The sequence below is a fragment of the Campylobacter sp. JMF_06 NA1 genome, from assembly GCF_027737785.1.
Lineage (GTDB): Bacteria > Campylobacterota > Campylobacteria > Campylobacterales > Campylobacteraceae > Campylobacter_B.
The window spans coordinates 1-21,203 of sequence record NZ_JAOVUA010000007.1 but is presented as its reverse complement, the minus strand read 5'-3'; the positions used below and the strand labels follow the sequence as shown (position 1 = coordinate 21,203).

Genomic DNA, 21,203 nt, shown 5'->3' with positions numbered 1-21,203 from the left:
AATTATGGATAACTACGGGGCTTGGATAGTTGGACTTGCGACAATACTTCTTTTTAAAATTTTTAAATTTTGCTTTAAAAATTTATACTCAAATTTAATCGAAATTTACACAAAAGACTTTTGGGAATCATCTAATCTTATCCAAATTTTAGTCGTCTGTGGGATACCTGTATTTATGCTATTTTATGGCTATTTTGTCTTTACCATCTACGAGCAAATCGCTAATAGATATATTGATTCGTATGAGCGAGTGGGCGATGTCGTATCTTATGAACGCCCAAATGTCTTCATTAGACAGAGAACACACATGGAGTGCAATGTAGAGCTTATGCAAAATGGCAAAATGCAGTATTTAACACTCATGGATGAGAAAATTTGCTCTCGTATCGACCAGATACACCAAAACAGCCAAGATAAATGCGTAAAAATTCTATATGGCGGTAGCGGTAGAGAGCATACTTTACAAGATTGTAACAAAAACGAGCTATATCGGAATTATTATATTACCCAATATAGTAGTCATTACAAAGAGAGTGCGGTTTTATTTGTGATTTTTATACTAATTACTTTGACGATAAAATTTTTAAGACAAAGGAGACAAAATGAGCTTAGCGGTGGCGTGCGAAGCACGACAGGTTTGGACGAGCCGTAGGCGAAGTCAATCTACGAGCATAAAATTTAATGTGCGTAAATTCGCTGTCATTGCGAGAAAACGAAGTTTTCGAAGCAATCCAGTGAAATTCAGATAAATTTCAATTCAAATTTCTAACACTCCCTAAATTTTACTGGATTGCTTCGCTTTGCTCGCAATGACAGATTATATAAAATTTACAAATTTCGGGGCAGTGTTTAAAAAGTTGCGCTAGCGAGTTATGCTAAATTTAAAATTCTATCAAATTTCGCTTCAAAAGCCTGGCTAAATTTCGCCCAAGCCTCTCGTAACCCCCAGCTTCTAGGTGGATTTCATCGGGTCGGATTAGCCCCATTTTGCGCCAGCCCTCCCAGCCTCCGTCCTCGCTCATCGCCATGTCAAAATCATAAAACATAAGCCCCATATCGCTGGCTAGGTGCCTTATCACGGCCGCTGCGCGAGGGGCATTTGGCACTTTGGGGCTACGAGGCGGGGCAATGAGCAGGATTTTTGCTCTGCGCGAGCCTTTGCGAAGCGAGCGCACCAGCCCCCGCAGAGTCGCGTAAAATTTCGCCTCGTCAAAATTGCTATCAAGGGCGTCGTTTGTGCCATAAGCGATGATAAAAAGCTCGTAATCAAGTCGCGCCAAATCCCTAATAAAGGCGTTTTTACCCCATTTTTGATACACGCTCGAATACGCGCCATTGCTAGCGCAACTATCGGCGAAACTGCCATTTTTGCGGTAAATTTTATACCCGCCAAGCTCCGCACCCTCGCGCAAAGAGCGGATTTGCACCGGAAAAGCGAGCGTAAAGCGAGTGTATTCCCAAGAATTTCGCAAAAGATGATTTATGCGAAATTTCCGCCCGCTAGCGTCGATAATCTCGAAAATTTCGCCATTTCCGCCCACTCTGTGAAGCACTTCGACCTCAAATTCGCCACTTAGCTTTTTAAGCTCGATTTGCAAGCTCGCCCCATTTCTCGCCCTTGCGATGACCCCACATAGCGGGAAATCCGGGTCTGTATCCCTGCGCGATGAGATAATCTCAAAGCCCTCGTTTTTAAATTTCACCGCCTCACTAGCGTGGAATTTAGGCATTAGCGGGGCGATAAAGCCCACGCTATCGTCGCCTCCACCAAAAAATTCATCTCTAAATGCCTGTATTAGCGCGTCGCTTCCAAGGTGTGAATCGCCCAAAAACTTCACCCCAAAGCCCTGCGCTAGCGCGCCACTAATGCAGAGCAAAACCGCGAAAAGCGCGCGCACAAGGCTATTCAACGCTAATCCTTGCTAAGATTTTTTGGGTTATGATTTCACAGCCTTTTTTACTGATGTGGATTCCGTCGTCTTGGCGGACGCGAATTTGGCTTTTGCCATTTTTGAGATAGACCTTGTATGCGCCATTTTCACACACAAATGGGCTTGTAGGCATGTAAATTTCGCCAAATTCTTTATTCACACTTTTATAGACTTTGTTAATCGCCTCGGTTTTTTGCTCAAATTTCGCTTCGTTCATGCACGGAAGCCCCAGCCACAGCACCTTTGCGCCGTATTTTTCGGCAGTATCGTAAATCTCCCTGACCCTGCTAGCATAAAATTCGCTCCAAACCTCGCTCCCTACGCTTCGCACAGCTCCATTAATCTTGCGCGGGTGAGTATCGTTCGCACCCAAAAACACCACCACTAGCCCGATATTTTCGTTATTTGCCAAATTTTCGGATAAAACCTGTTGCCAGTTGTGCCCCTTTTTATCGACTAGGCCGGTTGATTGCTTGCTAAGATCTAGCACTTTTAGCCCTGATTTTGGGAAAAATTTCTTAGCGCTCATACCCACATACTGCATTAGGCTATCGCCGATAAATAGCACGGTTTGACCGGCTTTAAGCGCGATTTTTTCATTAGATTTTTTCGCAATTTTTGGCTTGGAAACTGGCGCGGTTTCGTTCGCCTCGCTAGGCTTTGGCACGCTTAAATTCGCGCTTTTGTTATTATCAATTTTAGGCAAAGTTGTATCGGTTAGCTTGACTGCTTCGATTTTTTTGAGCTCGCGCTCGATGATTGCATCTTTATCGCTTGGAGCGATAACGGGCGCAGTGTTACTAGCAAGCGTGTAAGTGGCTGTTTGCGGGGAGAAGCTTGCGAATTTCGCCTTTAAATTTGGCGTGACATTTTGGATTTTTTGGCTAATGTTTGATTGCAATTCGCCCCCAAATCTCAAAGGCGAATTCGCCAAATACTCTTCCAAACCAAAATTCGAGCCAAAGCGCGAATTCGCGTAATAAATCAATGAATTTTGCGCAAAAAAAGCCAAAATCAAAAACGCCACAACCAACGAAAACAAAAATTTAATCATCTAAAAACTCGCATAAATAAAATTTGGAATTCCACTTGGCATCAAAAGATAAATCGCGCAAAAAACCACGCCCAAAACTACCCCTTTTAACCAAAATGGCAATCTCTTTAAAAAGCCCTCAATTAGGCGGTTTGTAACCAAAAATTTAGGATAAATCAAAACAAAAATCAAAACAGCCAAAACTAGCAAAATTTCAAATTTGCTCTGATAAAGTGGAGATGAAATAAGAGCCGAGAAAATCGCGCCAATCTCGCTAAAATCAGTGTTTGCGAAAAACACCCACGCAAAACTGACATAGATAAATGTAATTAACCTAGAAAAGTGCAAATTTAGCGGCTTTACTTTGCAAGCGCGTAGGCATTTTAACCACACGCATGCTAAGCCATGCAACGCCCCCCAAATGGCGAAATTTAGCCCCACTCCATGCCAAATTCCAGAGAGCAAAAATGCTAGCATTATATTAAAATTCATGCGCCAAAACTTCCACGCACCGCGCACTTCGACAAATTCGATTATCTCTTTTTTAGCTTTTTTCTTTTTCTTTTTCTTTGCGCCGATTTTGAGCTTTACTGGCAGTTTTTTGCCCCAGCCACAATTCCCGCCAAGCGGGATATAGATGTAATCGCGGATAAAGGTAGAAAGGCTGATATGCCACCTATCCCAAAACTGATCGATATTTCGCGCAGTATATGGCATGTGAAAGTTGCGTGGCAAAGCAAATCCAAGTGCGAGTGCTAGGGCGCGCGCAATGTCGATAAATCCGCTAAAATTCGTATAAATCACAAAAGAATAAAGCAAAATCGCCAACACAATTTTTAGCGCGCTAACCTCGCTAAAATCGTAAATATTGCTAAAAATCTCACCCACAAACGGCGTAAGATGACCACAAATGACAAGAACTTTAAAAGCGCCGATGATAAAAAGCGCGAGAATTTTATCGCCGTTTTTAAAGCTCTTTTTTTGGTTAAATTGTGGCAAAACTGGATAAATTTTAGTGTATCCTTTGGAGTTTTTATGTGCGGCTGCCCTGCCTATGGGACCCATTACCACACTTGGGAAAAACGCCAGGTAACAAAGCAAGCTCAAAAAATCCGCCCCCTCGCACTGCTTTTTACCCACAGCCACGAGATAGGTTATCGACATAAAAGTATAGTATGAAATGCCCAGTGGCAGGGCGATTGACTCGATTGGGGAAAGTCCAAAAAAATTTGTAACAATGGCGAAAAATTCTCTAATATGGCTAAAATATTTGAAAAAACACAAAAAACAAATAGAGCCAAAAACTGCCGATAAAATGGCAGAGTTGCTGGAATTTCGCCTCAAAAATTTCCCAGCAAAATAGACAAAGCACGAGTAAGCAAACAAAATCGCGCCAAATTTTGGGCTTACAGAGCAGACGAAGCCGTAACTTGCAGCCAAAATTAGGATTTTTTGGATAAAGACGCTGTCTTTTTGCGACCAATACAGGGCAAAAAACACCGTAAAAAGCAAAATAAACTCGGGCGAAAAAAATGTCATTTTGATTGATTATGAAGCGCGCAGGGCCTTGCACCGCCCTGCTCGCGCCGCACTACTCCTATCCTCTTACGATTTTCACAGCTTCTACCATATTTTTTAAGCTTGGTCTCACCTCTTCCCATTTGCGAGTTTTAAGCCCACAATCAGGATTTATCCAAAGCTGAGATTTTGGCAAAACTTCCAAAAGCGCATTGATTTGTTTTACCATTTCATCTACGCTTGGCACGCGAGGACTGTGTATATCATACACACCCGGACCAACTTCTTGTTTATAGCCGACCGATTTAAAAATTTTAAGTAACTCGTTGCCAGAACGAGCCGTTTCTATGCTGATAACATCGGCGTCCATTGCTTCAATCGTTTTAATAATATCGTTAAATTCAGAATAGCACATGTGAGTGTGAATTTGCGTCTTAGCGTCTGCGCTTGAAACTGCGAGCTTAAACGCTCCGACTGAAAATTTTTCATACTCGCCGATATTTTCCTTACGAAGTGGATAACCCTCTTTAAAGGCTGCTTCATCGACCTGGATTATCTTAATACCTGCAACTTGTAAATCAGAAATTTCATCACTAATTGCCAAAGCTAGTTGCTTGACAACCTCGCTTCTAGGCTTATCATCACGCACAAACGACCAATTCATAATAGTTACAGGTCCAGTTAGCATACCCTTCATAATCTTGCTTGTTTTGCCTTGCGCGTATTTTATCCACTCCACGGTCATCGCCTTTGGACGGCTAACATCGCCAAATAAAAGTGGCGGTTTTACGCAGCGACTGCCGTAGCTTTGCACCCAGCCGTTTGCGCTAAATGCGTAGCCTTTGAGCTGTTCGCCAAAATACTCAACCATGTCGTTTCGCTCAGGCTCACCATGGACTAAAATATCAAGCCCAATCTCTTCTTGAAACGCCACACACTCATCGATATAGGCTTTTATGTCTTTTTCGTAGGCTTCCTTGCTAATTAGACCCTTTTTATAGGCGTTGCGGACTTGGCGAAGTTCAGTTGTTTGTGGGAAAGAGCCTATCGTCGTGGTCGGCAAATCGCCGTAAGCAAGGGCTTCGCGCTGAATTTTAATGCGGTCTTCAAATTTATCACTTCGCTCAAATTTGGTTAAATTTTTCACGCGATTTTGCACCGCTATATCGTGGATTAACGGCGAATTTAAGCGTGTTTTGGCAGATTTTTGATTTTCTTCATATTTTTTGATACCGCTGTCGCAGATTGGAATTTTAAAGAAAAGGTGCGTTAAAATGCAGACTTCTTCTAGTTTTTCACACGCAAAACTTAGCCACAATTTAATCTCAGGGTTTAGTTTTTCTTCATATTTTAGCGTAAATGGCACATGCAAAAGCGAACACGAAGTTCCCACATAAAGGCGATCTTTGCTGACATACTGCGCGACGAATTCCAAAAATTCTAGTTTTTTATCAATGTCGCTTTTCCATATATTTCGTCCATCAATAACCCCTGCAAATAGCGTAGTTTTCGCATTTTTTAGGATTTCAAGCTCGGCTTTGATATTTTCTTTACTCGCATAGACGAAATCTAACCCCACAGCCCAAATGTCCGTTTTAACGACTTCTTTTAACGCTTCTGTGGCGTGTTCGAAATATGTCATAAATACGATTTTAATGTTTGAAGCGACCGAATTTAGCTTGTTATAAACAGGTGCGATTTTTCCCGTTAGCTCCACGCCCCTATCGGTTACGAAAATCGGCTCGTCTATTTGAACGACGACTTCGTTATCAAGGGCTGAAATCTCGCCTAGAAGCTCGGCGTATTTTTCTACTAGCTCATCAAGTTTAGCTAGTGGTTCGCTTCCGTCCGTGCTTTTTGAAAGTGCTAGATAAGTTATCGGTCCGATTAAATTTATCTTCAACGCGCAACTATCCTTAAAATCGTTATTTTTAGCTGCTTTGTATTCGTTTAGAATTTTGTCTGCGTTTAGGCTAAATTTTGTATTTTTGCTGATTTCAGGCACGATGTAGTGGTAGTTTGTGTTAAACCACTTTGTCATTTCCATTGCCACGGCGTCTTTGTTTCCACGCGCCATCGCAAAATACTGCTCCGCTCCACTCAAAGGCGCAAATCTCTCAGGCACTGCGCCAAAAAGCACGCTATTATCGAGCATTAAATCATAAAATGAGAAATCATTTACGCTAATTAAGCCAGTCCATGCCTCTAACTGGTATTTTATGTGACGATCTTTTAACTCGTCTGCTACCTTTTCTAGTGCGCCAAGTTCGCACTTTCCTGCCCAAAAACTCTCTAATGCTTTTTTTAATTCTCGTTGCTCGCCAATGCGCGGAAAACCTGTGATATAACTTTTCATTTTTATCCTTTTTGTTTTAAAATTTTATAAATTGTATTGAGAAAAAGTCTGAATTTTGCGCCGCTAGCGCGGCATGAATATGCGTGAATAAATGATTAGCCCTAGAAAAACACCGATAATATCAAGTCGCCATGGGACAACGCATTTATTGCTTCCTTTAAATTTCAAATTAATCTGAGCATTTTAGCCTTATTTTGCTTTGATATAGATAAAATTTTGAAATTTTAATTTCCACAAACACTGCCCCGGAATTTTACTTTGCAATTGCACAGAAATGCGAAGCATTTCAGTAAAATAAAATCAGCTAAATTTAGAAAAACGAAGTTTTTCTAAATTTAGCCACCTTGTAAAGCGTCGTCGAGGGTTGGGGGATTGTAAGGGGGAAGGGGCGCGACCTCGCAAAATGAGCGTAGCGACGGCGACAGCCGGCATTTCTTGCGAGCGAAGCGAAGCAGAGTAATTCAAGCCCCCTTCCCCCTTACGGAGAATTTCAAAATTTAGCCTAAAATTCAAAAATCGTTCAATGCTAAATTTAGGTTGAATTTCGAATTTAAATTTCCTGGATTGCTTCGAAAACTTCGTTTTCTCGCAATGACAGCAAATTTGGCGGTATGAATTTTTAAATCGTAGATTGCCACGCAAGCAAGACTTGCTCGCAATGACAATAGCTAGCGTTGCAAATTTAAAATTTTACTCAATAAACCCGCTGGCTAGCACGCGGTCCTCTTCGTCGTAAAAAACCGCCAGCTGTCCCCCAGCTACGCCATTTGCCGGCTGAGAGAGCGTGCCACTAACCCCGCCACGCTCATTTAGCGCAATTTTTACAGGGATTTTCGTGCTTCGGTATCTAAGTTTCACGCCCAAATTTGGCGCATTTAAAATTTCATCTACGCTCACAAATGCGTTTAAATTTCGCGTCGAAAACTCGTAAGTATCGAGCTCATCGCGCCCGCCGACGATGATTTCATTATTTTGTGCGTCGATTTTGAGCACGAAATGTGGCTCATGCGCGCCGTCAATGCGAAACCCGCGCCTTTTGCCGATTGTATAATGCATATAACCCTCGTGAGTGCCGATGATTTCGCCATTTGCGTTTTTTACCACGCCCGGGGTTTTGGTATTTGTGTGGCGCTGTAAAATTTCGATATAGGTATTTTCCACGAAGCAAATCTCGCTACTTTCGCTTTGCGAAGCAATTTCGATGAGCTCTGGATACGCGCTAGCCTTGGCTTTGACCTCGCTTTTAAGCATTTCGCCAAGCGGGAAAATCATAGATTTTAAGGCACTTGGATTAACATTTGCCAAAAAATAGCTTTGATCTTTGCTCTCATCGCGCGCCTTTTTTAAAAGTCCGTTTTCCACGCGCACATAATGCCCAGTGGCTAGGCGTTCGCAGCCGTTTGCAAAGGCAAATTCCAAAAGCTTGCCAAGCTTGATTGTGCGGTTACACAGCGCGCAGGGATTGGGCGTAAGGCCGTTTTGGTATGTGCGCACAAATGGCTCATAAACCTCGCGCCTAAACTCATCTTGCAAATCCAAAATATGCGTTTTTATCCCCAAAAACTCCCCTACTTTGCGCACTTTTTCGATATTTTTCTCGTGATAGCCCGGCTTTTCGTGTAGCTTCATATAGCAGCCCTCGATCTCGTGCCCAGCGTCCTTTAAAAGCTTCGCGCTCATCGAGCTATCCACGCCCCCGCTTAGGGCGACCATGATTTTCAAATTTTCTCCTTTTTGATATGCTCTATTATCTCTTCTACGCTAGAACACAGCCTAAATCCCGCCAAATCGCCCTTATCAATCGTCCCCAAAGCCAACATTGAGGTTTTGAAAAACTCCACCAAAGGGGCGTAAAATTTGGCGTCGTATAGGTAAATTTGGGCTGTTTTAAAGCCTGTTTGCTTGAGGGTTAATACCTCAAACAGCTCGTCCATCGTCCCAAATCCGCCCGGGAAAATGACGAAAATTTCACTATTTGCGATGAGTGCGCCTTTTCTAGGGGCAAAGGTTTTAAAATGCACATCGTGAGTCAAAAACGCATTGCTTTTTTGCTCGAAAGGAAGCTTTATGTTAAAGCCCACGCTTGGGGCTTTTGCGCGAGCAAATGCGCCTTTGTTTGCCCCGCGCATTATCCCGCCTCCTCCGCCTGTGATGACCGCATATCCCATATCAGCGAGCGCCGCGCAGAGTTTTTCTGCGTCTTTGACATATTGATTGCTCGCATTTAGCCTCGCTGAGCCAAAAATCGTAACGCCTGGTTCTATGAAATTTAGGCTATTTTTCGCCGTTCTGATATCTTGTAAAATTTCTCGTATTTGCATTGTGTGATTAAAATTTAGATTAAATTACTAAGCTTTCCTAGAAAGCCACCGAAAGCGCCGCGCTTTGGCAAAGCTTCAAGCCCAAGTGCCACCAGCGTCCTGCTTACGCTATCACGAAGCGCGATACTAGCCTTGCAAAACGGGCGCGAAATGCTAAAAAGCTCCCTGTTTTGGGCGTTTATAAAGACATATTTATCATAAGGCATGAAGCCAACTAGCCCAAATTTCACCTCGCCCAAATTCTTTTGCGCCACGGATTTTAGATTTTCGAATATCCCCACAGCCTCGTCCTCGCAAGAGGCGAAATTCATCAAAAACAAAATCTCTTTTTGTGGCAAATTTAGCGATTTCAAAAACGCGTAAGTGTTGCTGATAGCGCAGGGTTCGTTCGCGCACACCACAATCGGCTCAGTGTCAAATTCTACTAGTTTTTTCGCATAATCTAGCGAAGCGTCGATTAAGATGAAATCAAACATATCCGCGCCAAGCGTTGCGCCCAAAAAGCTCTCTATCGCGCCATCTTCGCTTAAAAACACGCCGTCATTTGGCGCAATCAGCGTCAAATTTGGCAAAATTTTAAGCCCTTTGGCCTGAGAGTTTGCGAAAACAAAAATTTGGTTTTTGTCGATTTTAGCGTTTAAGATTATCTCTTGGTTATTGAAATTTGGCACTTCTAGCACAGCCACAGCGTATCCTGCGTTAGCTAAAATTTGAGCGAAATTCGCCACAATCTGGCTCTTGCCAACTCCCCCTTTTGCGCTTAGAAATGTTAGAATTTTATTTTTCATACCAAACCTTTTTCAATCATACTTCCAAGTGGATAAATCACGCTTATGCGCTCTGCTGCGCCCCTGTGCGGCACGATTAAGCGCTCGTTTCGCCTAACTTTCGCGCTAGAATACAAAATATCAATATCTAGCGTGCGCGGAGCGTTTTTGAAGCTTCGTTTGCGCCCAAATTTAAGCTCGATTTTTTGCATAGTTTTTAGCATTAAATTCGGTGCGAGCGAGCTTTGCACGCATAGTGTAGCGTTTAAAAAATTGCTTTGCTCTAAAAATCCAAATGGCTTGTTTTCTAAAATTTGCGACGAAGCGCAAACGAAAAAATTCGGATTTTTTTGTAGCAGGTGATACACACGCTCAAAGCGCGCCCTGCTGTCACCGATGTTTCCGCCAAGCCCTAAAATATAGCAAAATTTAAAATTTTCTTTTTTGGCGAATTTGCGCGGGAAATTCCGGCTTTTTATAACCCTCACAGCCTCATTTAGCCTTAAAAATCCGTTTTTTTGCGCTAGAATTTGCATTATTCGCTCATAACCTCGCAACCATTTTTTGTCACGATTACGGTATCTTCGATCCTCACGCCAAACTCGCCTTGCAAATAAATCCCAGGCTCTATGCTAAAAATCATGCCTTCCTCTAAAATAGCCTTCGAGCGCGGGCTAATAATCGGCAGTTCGTGGATATCCACGCCCACGCCGTGCCCCGTAGAGTGCAAAAACTGCGCCCCAAAGCCCTCGCTTGCGATATAATCTCGCGCGATTTTATCTATTTCGCGCGCAGCAACACCGGGTTTTACGGCGTTTATGGCGCGTTTTTGGGCTTCTTTGACAATGGCGTAAATTTTATCTTTTTTCGTATCGCCAAAATTTTGATTTTTGCTAAAATTTATGCCGTTTTGTGCGCTAAATTTCGCCGTTCTTGTGCGATCCGAGCAGTAGTTTTTATACCTCACCCCAGCGTCCAATAAAAGCAAATCGCCGTCTTTTAAACGCTCATCGCTAGGCAGAGCGTGAGCCTTGGCGGCGTTTTGGTTAATCGCCACAATCGGCTCGAAGCTAAGGGCTAAATTTCCGCTATCTTTGAAAATCAAAGTCGCGTTATAAAACAGCTCTTTTTCGCTCATACCAAGCCCATTTTCGCTCACAAATTTGGCAAATTCATCAAATTTGCTAGCGCCGATTTTAGCCGCAGTGCGCAAGATTTCAAGCTCATTTTCGCTTTTTATCGTGCGACGAATTTGGCTAAAATTTGGCTTTGGGATAAAGCGCGTTTTTAAATTTTTACTTAGTGCGTTAAATGCGCCAAAACTAAAATCATTAGGATCAAAAATCACAGCTCGCACCTTATAAGAGCGCAAAATTTTACGCGCAGAAAGGGTTAAATCCGAGCTTTGCACGATTTGCGCATTTTTGGCTAACTCGCTAGCTTCGAGGCTGTATCTAGCGTCTGTGATAAAAAACCGCGCGCCATTAAGAGCTAGAAATATGCAGTTATCGCACGCATATCCGCACTCCCAAAATACGGCGTTAGTATCCCTTAAAATGTAGTTCATCTGCTTTGATTACGCCTCTTTTTTCGCCTCTTTTGCAGCCTTGATTTGCTCGAAAATTTGAAGCATACCAATCATCGCCAAATGATATCCCACAGGGCCAAAGCCGATGATTTGACCAGCTGTAACAGGGGCTATCATTGATTTTTCGCGGAATTCCTCTCTGCGATTGATGTTTGAGATATGCACCTCGATCGTAGGCAACGCCACAGCCATAAGCGCGTCTCTCATAGCGATTGATGAGTGAGTGTAAGCGGCTGGGTTGATGATGATTCCATCGCATGTGCCGTAGCACTCTTGGATTTTATCGACTAGCTCGCCCTCGAAATTGCTTTGGAAAAACTCGATTTCTACGCCACTTTGCTCTGCTACGACTTGCATTTGTCTGTGGATATCTTCCATTTTCATACGGCCGTAAATCCCTGGCTCGCGTAGTCCTAGAAGGTTGATATTTGGTCCTTGGATTACCATAATTTTCATTTTTTGTCCTTTTTAAAAAAATTTAATCGCTCATTATAGCCAAATATTGCTTATTTTTGACTATCTTAAATTTTTACTAATTTGTTGTAAAATATTTCATCACAAATCACAAGGATTAATTATGAAAATTTTAAAGGCGAAGTGGATTTTAACCTGCGATGAAAAATTTAAAATTCACCGCGATAAAGCCGTAGTTTTCGACGAAAAAATAGAAGAAATTTTAAAACCAAATGAAGCTAGGGAAAAATACCCCGAGGCTGAATTTATCGATTGCGGGGACGATATCGCTATGCCAGCATTTATCAACACTCACACGCATTTAGAATTTAGCGCGAACCGCACACACCTGATTTATGGCGATTTCGTAAAATGGGTCGCCTCTATCGTAAATGCCAGAGAAGAACTCTCCAAACAGGCCTTAGAAACGATAATCGAAAAAGAAATTTTAACCATGATGAAATCAGGCGTGGCTACAATCGGCGAAATTTCTAGCTTTGGCACAGAGGCTCAAATTTGCGCCAAATCGCCTGCGCGCTTCGTGTTTTTCAACGAAATTTTAGGCGCAGATAAAAACACAATCGACGCAAATATAGATAAATTTAGCGAGCGCTTCACAAGGTCCGCTGAGCTTGTAAGCGATCTGTTTATCCCGGCAGTCTCCGTGCATGCGCCATACTCCACGCACCCAGAAATCACGAAATTTGCCACTGATTTTGCCCGCGATAACGAGCTTTTGATGAGTTCGCATTTCATGGAGAGCAACCACGAGCGCGACTGGATCAAACACGGCAAGGGCGCGTTTAAAGAGTGGCTTGGGGCGTTTTTGCCAAACCCAAAACCATTTTATTCACCAAAAAGCTATATCGAGTATTTCAAGGGCGTGCGCACGCTCTTTACGCACTGCGTCTTTGCAGATCTCAAACTTTTTGATAAAAAACTCCACTCTATCACGCACTGCGCGGTCTCAAACCGTCTTTTAGGCAGAGATAGATTAAAGCTAACTAGCGTTATCAAAAACGGCTATTTATTTTCTATCGGCACAGACGGGCTAAGCTCGAATATCAGCCTAAATTTTCTCGATGAGCTTAGGGCAAATCTCTTTGTGCATGATGGATTGGAGCTTAGCAAGCTTGCGCGCGAACTTTTGCTAGGTGCGACAAACCGCGCGGCAAAATCGCTGGATTTAAATTTAGGCGAACTAAGCAGTGGCAAAATCGCAGATATCGCCGTATTTGAGGGATTTGAATGCGATGAGAGCCAGCTAGCGTTACAGCTGATTTTACAGAGTAAAAACGCGAAATCACTATATATCAAAGGCAAAAAATGCAATTTCTAAAAAACCTTTTTACGCCCATTTTAGCGGTGCTTGGCTTTATAAATAAATATTTTAAATCAATGATATTTTTGCTCATTGTGTTTTTGATTTTTAGCGGGGATAAGAGCGCGCAAAGTCCAAATGCAAATTTAGCCACGATAAATTTGACCGGCGCGATTATGGACGATAGCCAAATTTTAGAAAAAATCAAAGAAATCGAAAACAACGGCGCAATCAAGGGCGTTTTGCTCATCATTGATAGCCCAGGCGGAGCTCTAAGCCCAAGCGTAGAAATCTCACAAGCGATAAAATCCCTAAACACCAAAAAGCCAGTCGTAGCATACGCCAAAGGCACAATGGCGAGTGGAAGCTATCTTAGTGGCGTGTGGGCTAGTAAAATTTACGCAAACCCAGGCTCGTTTATTGGCTCAATCGGCGTGATTATGCAAGGGCTTGATGTTTCGAATTTAACCGAAAAAATCGGCATTAGCGAGCAGGTCGTAAAGGCTGGGGAATTTAAAGAGGCAGGAACCATGATGAGGCCGTGGAGCGAGGCTGAGAGAGAAAGTCTGCAAAGCCTAGTAAATCAAAGCTACGAGCTATTTGCACGCGAAGTGGCAAGTGCGAGAAAGCTTAAATTCGACGAGCGCGAAATTTGGGCGAACGCTAGGGTGTTTTTAAGCGCGCAGGCCAAAAAACTAGGCCTAATCGACGAGGTCGGCTCACTGCAAAGCGCCAAAACAGCGTGCGAAAAGCTAAGTGGCGTATCAAATCCAATCTGGCTAGAACCAAGCCCGTATGAAAAAATGCTAAACAAACTCGCCACGCAGGGCTCTGCGATGGTTTATAATCTTGCGGGCGCGCGTTTAATGGCGTTTTAAGGGCTTTTTGCTCATGCTGATAATTCGCAAGATAATTTTCGCGGTTTTGATTTTTATGGCTATCGTTACGACCGCGGTGTTTTCGATGTTTGTTTATAATGTCTTTTTCTCTGACGAGAAAAGCCCTAGCGAAATTTTATTTGAAAAAAAAGAAATCAAACGACTTTAAAGGAGAAAAAATGCCACTGCTTGATAGTTTTTTAGTAGATCATACCAAGATGAAAGCCCCTGGCGTGCGACTCGCCAAAAAAATGACCACAAAGGGCGGAGATAAGATTTGCGTTTTTGATTTGCGATTTTGCAGGCCAAATTTAGAGATTATGAGCGAGCGCGCCACTCACACGCTCGAACACCTTTTTGCGGGCTTTATGAGAGCGCATTTAAACAGCACCGATGTCGAAATCATCGACATTTCGCCAATGGGGTGCAGGACTGGATTTTATATGAGTTTAATCGGCGAACCGCGCGAAGAGGAGATAATTCACGCGTGGAAGAGCTCTATGCGCGATGTGCTAGCGGTAAAATGCCAAAGCGACATACCAGAGCTAAATAAATTTCAGTGTGGCACCTGCGAAATGCACTCTTTGCAAGGCGCCAAGCAAATCGCACAAAATGTGCTAAACAAGGGCATTTGCGTCATCAAAAACGACGAAATCAAACTTGATTTATCTTTGGTGAAGTAAATTTCACTCGCAATGACGATAAATTTGCTCAATCTGTCATTGCGAGGATTTGCCTAGTAAAATTTTAAATTCCCATATCCTCTGCCATTTTTTTCACAGCTTTAAAATCCACCTTGCCACTGCCTAAAATCGGTATTTCGCCCACTTTTTTTACCACGCTTGGCTGCATTATCGGGGCTAAATTTGCGCCCTTTATCATCTGCGAAATTTCATCTTCGCCAAATTCGGCGCTGTATAGTAGCGCGATTTTCTCGCCCTTTTTCTCATCGGCCAAATTTACGCACGAAAAGCTAACCGTAGAGCCTAAAATTTCGCCTATCGCCCCCTCTACTGCGCCCAGACTTATCATCTCGCCACCGATTTTTGCGAAGCGCGAAAGGCGGTCTGTGATAAACAAAAACCCGTCATCGTCGCAGTATCCGATATCGCCGCTGTTATAATACCTCACGCCATCGATTTCGATAATCGCGCGCGCCGTGCGCTCTGGCTCGTCGTAGTAGCATTTCATCACCTGCGCCCCGCCGATTAGGATTAGCCCTGCTTCGCCGTTTCCAAGCTCGGTGAAATTCGCGGGATCGACGATTTTTATTATCGTGCCAGCTAGTGGCAAACCCACGCTTTTTTCGCGGTTGAAGGCAAGTTCTTTGAAAAAATCAGGCTCTAAAATATTTGGCGTATTTACGCTCACCACAGGGGCAGTTTCTGTGGTGCCGTATCCTTCGTAGATATCCACGCCAAATTTGACCTTAAAGTCCTTTTTCACGCTCTCGCTCAGTTTTTCAGCACCTGCGATTGCAAGGCGCAAATTTCGCAACATTAGCGGATTTAGGCGTTTGTTTTTGGCATAAAGTCTAAAAAATGTCGAGGTTCCAAACATAATCGACGCGCCGTATTTCGCGCTCATTTTGCCCACACAAAACGCGTCTGTCGGATCTGGGACATGTATGCTCAAAAGTCCGTCATTTAGCGGAAATAGCGTCGTAACGGTTAGTCCAAAGCAGTGAAAAATCGGCAAAGACGCCAAAAGCGCGTCTTCGCCCGTGGCATTTACGAGTTCGGAAATTTGGCGCACATTTGCCATTATATTTTTGTGCGTGAGCACCACGCCTTTTGGGCGCCCCTCGCTTCCACTGCTAAATAAAATCGTAGCCTCATCGTCGATTGCGTGTGGCGCGATATACAAAACCTCGAATAAAAATTTTGGCATCAAAAGAGCCTTTATCGCCGTGCTTATGCGCTCTTTGCGCGTGATATCTGCGCCGATATCCTCTAAATACACTAATCTCTCGCCAAGGCTACTTTCTAGCTCAAATCCGCGCGATTTTAGCTTTTCGACAAATTTTTTCGAGCTGATTATGGTGCGCAGATTCGCCTTTGTGGCGCAATACACGAGATTTTCTTCGCTTAGAGTGTAGTTGAGATTTACGCTGATTTTTCCCATGGCTAAAATCGTCAAATTTATCGCACTTGCAATCACGGAGCTAGGCAGGATTATGCCTATGTTTTTTTCATTTCCTATGCGCGGCGCTAGGCGCTTTTGAAACATTATTAGCGCGCTCATCATCGCTAAATTTGTAAATTTCACCCCTGTGCTATCGACCGCGGTAGTTTTAAATGGCGAAATTTTCGCCTGATTTAGCCAGTTATATGCGAGTGGATCGAGCGAGCTAAGGTATTTTTCCCAGCTAAAAAACGATAGCTCTCTCACGGCCTTTTTGACCTCGTGCGCTTTGGCGTTTATATCCAAAGCCGTGCCGAAACTCACCCTCAAAGCGTGCGTGCCAAGCTTGGAGATTGTTTTTTTATAATGTTCGCTAGCCCTCGAAAATGTCGAACCCCAAAGCCCACGGATATAAAACGGCACTATCACGGCATTTGCGCCCCGTGCAGCGTGCTCAAATCCAGCTTGAAACTCATCAATTCTGCCGTTATAGCTAATGTGCCCTTCTGGGAAAAGCCCCACCACTTCGCCAGCGTTTAAGGCTTCTTTTATCGCGCCAAGCGCACTTTTACTGACCCCTGCGCCGATCGGAATTACGCCAAAAATTTTCAAAAACCACTTCAAATACCACAGCTCATAATAGCTTCTGTGCATTACAAAGCGCACAGCGCGCGGGCAGGCAAGCTGCACGACCGCCCAATCAATCCAGCTAATGTGATTGCCAAGTAGCAAAACTCCGCCACTTTGCGGGATATTTTCTAGCCCATCGACGCGGACTTTATATCCAAATTTCAAAAACGGCAAAAGCAAAATTCGCATGAAAAGGTGCGGCAGGTATCTGGCGCTAAAAATTCCGCAAATTAGCACGCACAGCGCGCACATTACAAAGATTTCGCCACTATACACGGCAAAATTTACTAGAATTATGGCGATTATCAAAAACAGCACCATAAAGATATTTTGGATAAAATTTGACCCCGCTAGCACGCGCCCCATGCGCTCATCGCGGGTAAAAAACTGAATATTCGCATTAAGTGGCACGATGAAAATTCCACCGCTAAATCCGAAAAATAGCGACGCCAAAGATAGCGTAAATGCTGAGTGCGCGTTTGCTAAAATCATCAGCGCAAGTCCTAGTCCAAACGCGCCAAATGGCACGATTCCTAGCTCGATATGTTTTTTGCAGTAGCTTCCTGCAAACACCGCTCCCAGCGCAATTCCGATTGCGCTTAGTGCTAAAATGACTTGGATAATCATCACATTATCATTTCCGCTAATAGCCTTGAAATGCGCCGGAAATGTCGCAATTACGAGCTGTGAAACAGCCCAAAACATCGAAAGTCCAAGCGTGCAGAGCAAGATATTTTTATCCGAGGTTACGAATTTTAAATTTTGCCTTAGATACTCGAATTTTGCGAATTTGGCAAATTCAAATTTCGCCTCAGGTTCGCTAGCGTCAAAATATGGAATTTTATAGGCAAAATACGCCTCCACCATAGAGCCAGCCACGAGCAAAAGCCCGATAAACCACACCGAGCGCAAAAGCTCGCCAGCACCTGCGCCTTGCTTTGCAAAACTTTCGAAAATCACAGAAAACACAAGCGATGAGAGCAAAATCGCGATTATGGTTAGAGCCTGCACTGCGCCGTTTGCCGCGCCTAAATTTTTCGCTCCGACGATTTTTTTGATTAATCCGTATTTCGCGGGCGAGTATATCGCGCTTTGCGCAGCCAAAAGAATCGTCATAAAAAATGCGAAATAAAACCACCCGCAAATGTATCCAAGCGTGATTAGCGCGCACAAAGCCACGCCAAGCAGGGCGCAAGCGCGAGTGATTTTCGTGCGCGAGAATTTGTCGTTTAAAAAGCCAGAAGTGCTAAATAAAAAAATATATGGAAGCAAGATTAGCATATTTACAAGCGCGGTCAGGGCAATGAGCGTGTCGCCCGAAAAGCTCTTGACTAGGACATTTTGGATAGTGATTTTGTGCGCGAGATCTACGCTAGCGTTGATAAACATTATTATCATAAAGGGTAAAAAACCGCTGATTTTGAGTAAATTTTTCATAATTTTTCCTTGAATTTGCGCGAATTTTAGCCTTTTAAATTTAACATAGAAAATTTAAGCCGAATTTGATAAAATGCGCCAAATTTTATCAAGGAAAATTATGCAAGTAACTATCACCGAGCGCGATGTGAGCGCACTTAACAAATTTATGCTTCTTCACAGCAAAAAAGCAAAAAAACAAAAAATCGTCAGCACCTATGCGATCGCCTTTGAGTTTTTGATCTTTGGTATCATCATCGACGGACTTTTTAAAACAGCCCCGATTGCAAGCGTCGCTTCGCTAATCATGGGCGCGCTATGGCTGGTGTTTTTCCCTAAATTTTATCGCAAAATGCTTCGCAAACATATCGCAAACACCGAAAATATCGAGCCTTCAAGTGTGCAGATGAATTTTTTATGGAGCGAGAGTGAGATTAGCTTCGCTAATGGAGAGGCGAGTGCGAGCGAGAAGTTCGCTACTAGCGATTTAAACCGCATAGCCAGGAGTGGCGAAAACTATTTTTTAGGCTTTGAGCGTGGATTTCATATAGTTTTGCCTTGCACTGGCGATACTGCGCGCGAAGTGGAAAATTTGGCTAAATTTAGAAATTTAGCAATCGAAAGCGTGGATTTAAATCAGAAAATTTGATTTTGCGTTGTCAGCGCTTCGCTTCCTTGCAATGGCAATAGCGAGCGAAATTTGTTTAATTTGTCATTGCGAGAATTTGCACTTAATCCGCGCCCAAAAACGCCTAATTTGTCAAATTTTTAAAAAAATGCAAATATTCCCATAAATTCTTTAAATTTTACCGCTTTTTTCTGTAATTTAAGTTATAATTTCAGCTATTTATAAAATTTCAAAGGAGTTTGAGATGAAAGCATTAAATCAAAGCAGAGGAAGCATTGTCTTAGCTACAATTTTGTTTGCCGTAGGCGGAGTTAGCTTTGTAAATGCAGCAGGAGATTATTTTATAACTGGTGCGACAAAAAATGGCAATACCTATGACGGCTCAAAGGGAAATAGCGGCAATACCGTTGAAATTTCCGAAAAGGACACTAGTGGAAGCACAAAATTTGTCGTAAATACAACTGGCTGGGCAAATGGCGGTAACGGCAGTAATAACGAAGAAAATGTAATAAATAATACTTTAAAAGTTACAAATGTAAAGCATGATAACTACCCTGCTTATCGTGGCGGATACATTACTGGCGGTAGCGGTAGTGTTTTAAACAACTCTATAATAATAGACAAGAGCTATTTTCGTGGTGTTTATGGTGGTTTAATATCGCTAAATTCATATGGCGCTACCGGCAATGCTAATTACAATACGGTAAAAATAACAGACAGCATGGTAGATTCAAAAAATAACTCTGATGCAAATTTCCGTGCAGGTTCGATAGAAAGAGGCAGTGGAGATGTCCAATACAATACACTAGAAATTAGCGGTTCAACGATAAAAGCTCCGGTAGCTCAACAAGGAACTCAACAAGTAACTAAACAAGTAAATATAAGTTCTGGTCTTTTACAAAACGGTAGCGGAAATTCAAGGTATAATCAAGTCATTATAAGCGGAGCAAAAACTACTATTACTAGAAGTATAGATAGCGATCAACACAATGTAATATTTGGCGGTAGAATTATAAATCCAAACGGAACTAGCCAAGAAATAGTAGGCAATCGTGCGTATATACAAAATTTAGACTATGCAAACGGAAACATAGTAGCAGGCGGTAGTGCGAACAACAGTAGCGGTGGTTCTGGCGTAACTACTTTAAAAGATAATATAGCGGTTATTAGCGGCGATACAAAGATAAAAAATGCTTATGGTTCTTGGGTAAAAGGGCTAAATAATGCAAATTTATCAAACAATCTTATTATCGTAAATTTAACTCCAAATGAAAGCTTTGCGAAAATTTCAGGCAATGTCTATGGTAGTTTAAACGAAGCAAACGGCGGAACAAGCGAAAATAGTGCTGTTTATTTTATGAACGGTGTTGTCGGCGGGATTGTCGGCGGCGGAAAACTAGCAAACACAGGTAACACACTAATCTTAGGCGGAGATACTAAAAATTTTGGTTTGCGACAGGCAGGGACAATAGAAAATTTTGCAAATTTACAATTTAATACACTCAAAGAAGCAACCGATACCAAGAAAAATGCCGTTTTAGAACTAACAGATGCTCAAATTCAAGCTGATTTAGACGGCGTTACAATAAATTTCTTAAACGAAAACGCTACTAACGGAGCTGTCGAAGTCGTCGTAGGCGGAAATAGTGGAACAGGTGTAAATGAAAAACGAAATAACGGCGGTGGCGCAAATGCTATAAGAGATTTGACCGCAAATGCTAAAAAATATAGTCCAAATTTAGATACAATCGCCGTTGTAAACAGTGGAGCAAATGCAAATAATGATATATATGAACACGATCAAGCACCTTCTTACGGCATAGGTGATACATTTAATTACGCATACGAAAAAATCTATTTGACAAAAGCAGGAAAATACTATTTGATAAATTCAGAAAGCGAAATTTTAAATTATAAAAGTGTTGATATTGATGATAAATTAAATGCCGATAAAACACTAAAAGATACCAATATCGAAGTAATAACCGCAATCCAACCAGATCAAATTTATAAAATTATAGATAAAGATACATATACACGAAATTTGCGTGGCATGTTTGCTGAAAATAAAAAAGCAATATACATTACAGGCACAAATAAATTCGAAGAAACTTGGGAAAACAGCGACAATGAATTCAACACCAATGAATTTACCAAATTTGGCATGAAAAGTGAGAGCGGTAACAAAATCACTATCGCAAAAGACGCTGGGGACTTGGAAGGCAAGACAATCTATGGC

At 42.5% G+C, this 21,203-nt stretch carries 17 protein-coding genes; 6 read left to right on the top strand and 11 right to left on the bottom strand.

What is annotated here, in order from left to right:
- The first annotated feature begins 4 nt into the window (after positions 1 to 4).
- Complete coding sequence (locus OFO07_RS07285) at positions 5 to 652, top strand: hypothetical protein (protein WP_270871482.1); 648 nt, start codon at positions 5 to 7, stop codon at positions 650 to 652.
- Between the two features lie 229 nt (positions 653 to 881).
- On the opposite strand, the gene OFO07_RS07280 is transcribed toward OFO07_RS07285, so the two are convergent.
- The 10 genes from OFO07_RS07280 to aroQ all read right to left on the bottom strand — a co-directional run bounded on the left by OFO07_RS07280 (position 882) and on the right by aroQ (position 11,970).
- Positions 882 to 1,910 carry a GDSL-type esterase/lipase family protein gene (locus OFO07_RS07280; RefSeq protein WP_270871481.1) on the bottom strand — a complete coding sequence of 343 codons (1,029 nt, stop codon included), beginning with the start codon at positions 1,908 to 1,910 and terminating at the stop codon, positions 882 to 884.
- Positions 1,903 to 2,985 carry an SGNH/GDSL hydrolase family protein gene (locus tag OFO07_RS07275; RefSeq protein ID WP_270871480.1) on the bottom strand — a complete coding sequence of 361 codons (1,083 nt, stop codon included), beginning with the start codon at positions 2,983 to 2,985 and terminating at the stop codon, positions 1,903 to 1,905. The genes OFO07_RS07280 and OFO07_RS07275 overlap by 8 nt, the downstream gene beginning before the upstream one ends.
- Complete coding sequence (locus tag OFO07_RS07270; RefSeq protein WP_270871479.1) at positions 2,986 to 4,503, bottom strand: MBOAT family O-acyltransferase; 1,518 nt, start codon at positions 4,501 to 4,503, stop codon at positions 2,986 to 2,988.
- Positions 4,504 to 4,561: 58 nt separating this feature from the next.
- Positions 4,562 to 6,838 (bottom strand): 5-methyltetrahydropteroyltriglutamate--homocysteine S-methyltransferase, encoded by a 2,277-nt coding sequence (metE, locus tag OFO07_RS07265; RefSeq protein WP_270871478.1) that lies wholly within the window; start codon positions 6,836 to 6,838, stop codon positions 4,562 to 4,564.
- Positions 6,839 to 7,528: 690 nt separating this feature from the next.
- Positions 7,529 to 8,560 (bottom strand): tRNA 2-thiouridine(34) synthase MnmA, encoded by a 1,032-nt coding sequence (mnmA, locus tag OFO07_RS07260; RefSeq protein WP_270871477.1) that lies wholly within the window; start codon positions 8,558 to 8,560, stop codon positions 7,529 to 7,531.
- Positions 8,557 to 9,159, bottom strand: coding sequence for a TIGR00730 family Rossman fold protein (locus OFO07_RS07255; RefSeq protein ID WP_270871476.1), 603 nt, complete (start codon positions 9,157 to 9,159; stop codon positions 8,557 to 8,559). The genes mnmA and OFO07_RS07255 overlap by 4 nt, the downstream gene beginning before the upstream one ends.
- Positions 9,160 to 9,173: 14 nt before the next feature.
- Positions 9,174 to 9,947 carry a nucleotide-binding protein gene (locus tag OFO07_RS07250; protein WP_270859777.1) on the bottom strand — a complete coding sequence of 258 codons (774 nt, stop codon included), beginning with the start codon at positions 9,945 to 9,947 and terminating at the stop codon, positions 9,174 to 9,176.
- A complete protein-coding gene (gene folK, locus OFO07_RS07245) occupies positions 9,944 to 10,462 on the bottom strand; it encodes a 2-amino-4-hydroxy-6-hydroxymethyldihydropteridine diphosphokinase (protein WP_270871475.1) in 519 nt (172 codons plus the stop codon). The genes OFO07_RS07250 and folK overlap by 4 nt, the downstream gene beginning before the upstream one ends.
- Complete coding sequence (locus tag OFO07_RS07240; protein ID WP_270871474.1) at positions 10,462 to 11,493, bottom strand: M24 family metallopeptidase; 1,032 nt, start codon at positions 11,491 to 11,493, stop codon at positions 10,462 to 10,464. Before OFO07_RS07240 ends, folK begins: the two co-directional genes overlap by 1 nt.
- A gap of 9 nt (positions 11,494 to 11,502) precedes the next feature.
- Positions 11,503 to 11,970, bottom strand: coding sequence for a type II 3-dehydroquinate dehydratase (aroQ, locus tag OFO07_RS07235; protein WP_270859780.1), 468 nt, complete (start codon positions 11,968 to 11,970; stop codon positions 11,503 to 11,505).
- A gap of 121 nt (positions 11,971 to 12,091) precedes the next feature.
- On the opposite strand from aroQ, the gene mqnF reads away from it, so the two are divergent.
- From mqnF to luxS, 3 genes are all read left to right on the top strand, one after another.
- A complete protein-coding gene (gene mqnF / locus OFO07_RS07230; protein WP_270871473.1) occupies positions 12,092 to 13,306 on the top strand; it encodes an aminofutalosine deaminase family hydrolase in 1,215 nt (404 codons plus the stop codon).
- Entirely contained in the window at positions 13,294 to 14,166 is an 873-nt protein-coding gene (sppA, locus tag OFO07_RS07225; protein WP_270871472.1) for a signal peptide peptidase SppA, read from the top strand. Before mqnF ends, sppA begins: the two co-directional genes overlap by 13 nt.
- Positions 14,167 to 14,345: 179 nt before the next feature.
- Entirely contained in the window at positions 14,346 to 14,849 is a 504-nt protein-coding gene (luxS, locus tag OFO07_RS07220) for an S-ribosylhomocysteine lyase (RefSeq protein ID WP_270871471.1), read from the top strand.
- Between the two features lie 64 nt (positions 14,850 to 14,913).
- Here luxS and OFO07_RS07215 read toward each other — a convergent pair whose 3' ends face one another.
- Positions 14,914 to 18,357, bottom strand: a complete 3,444-nt coding sequence (locus OFO07_RS07215; RefSeq protein ID WP_270871470.1) for an acyl-[ACP]--phospholipid O-acyltransferase — start codon at positions 18,355 to 18,357, stop codon at positions 14,914 to 14,916.
- Positions 18,358 to 18,457: 100 nt separating this feature from the next.
- On the opposite strand from OFO07_RS07215, the gene OFO07_RS07210 reads away from it, so the two are divergent.
- Together OFO07_RS07210 and OFO07_RS07205 are read left to right on the top strand one after the other, a co-directional pair.
- Complete coding sequence (locus OFO07_RS07210) at positions 18,458 to 18,985, top strand: hypothetical protein (protein WP_270871469.1); 528 nt, start codon at positions 18,458 to 18,460, stop codon at positions 18,983 to 18,985.
- Between the two features lie 223 nt (positions 18,986 to 19,208).
- Positions 19,209 to 21,203, top strand: a 1,995-nt coding sequence (locus tag OFO07_RS07205) for a hypothetical protein (protein ID WP_270871468.1), incomplete at its 3' end; no start/stop codon positions are given.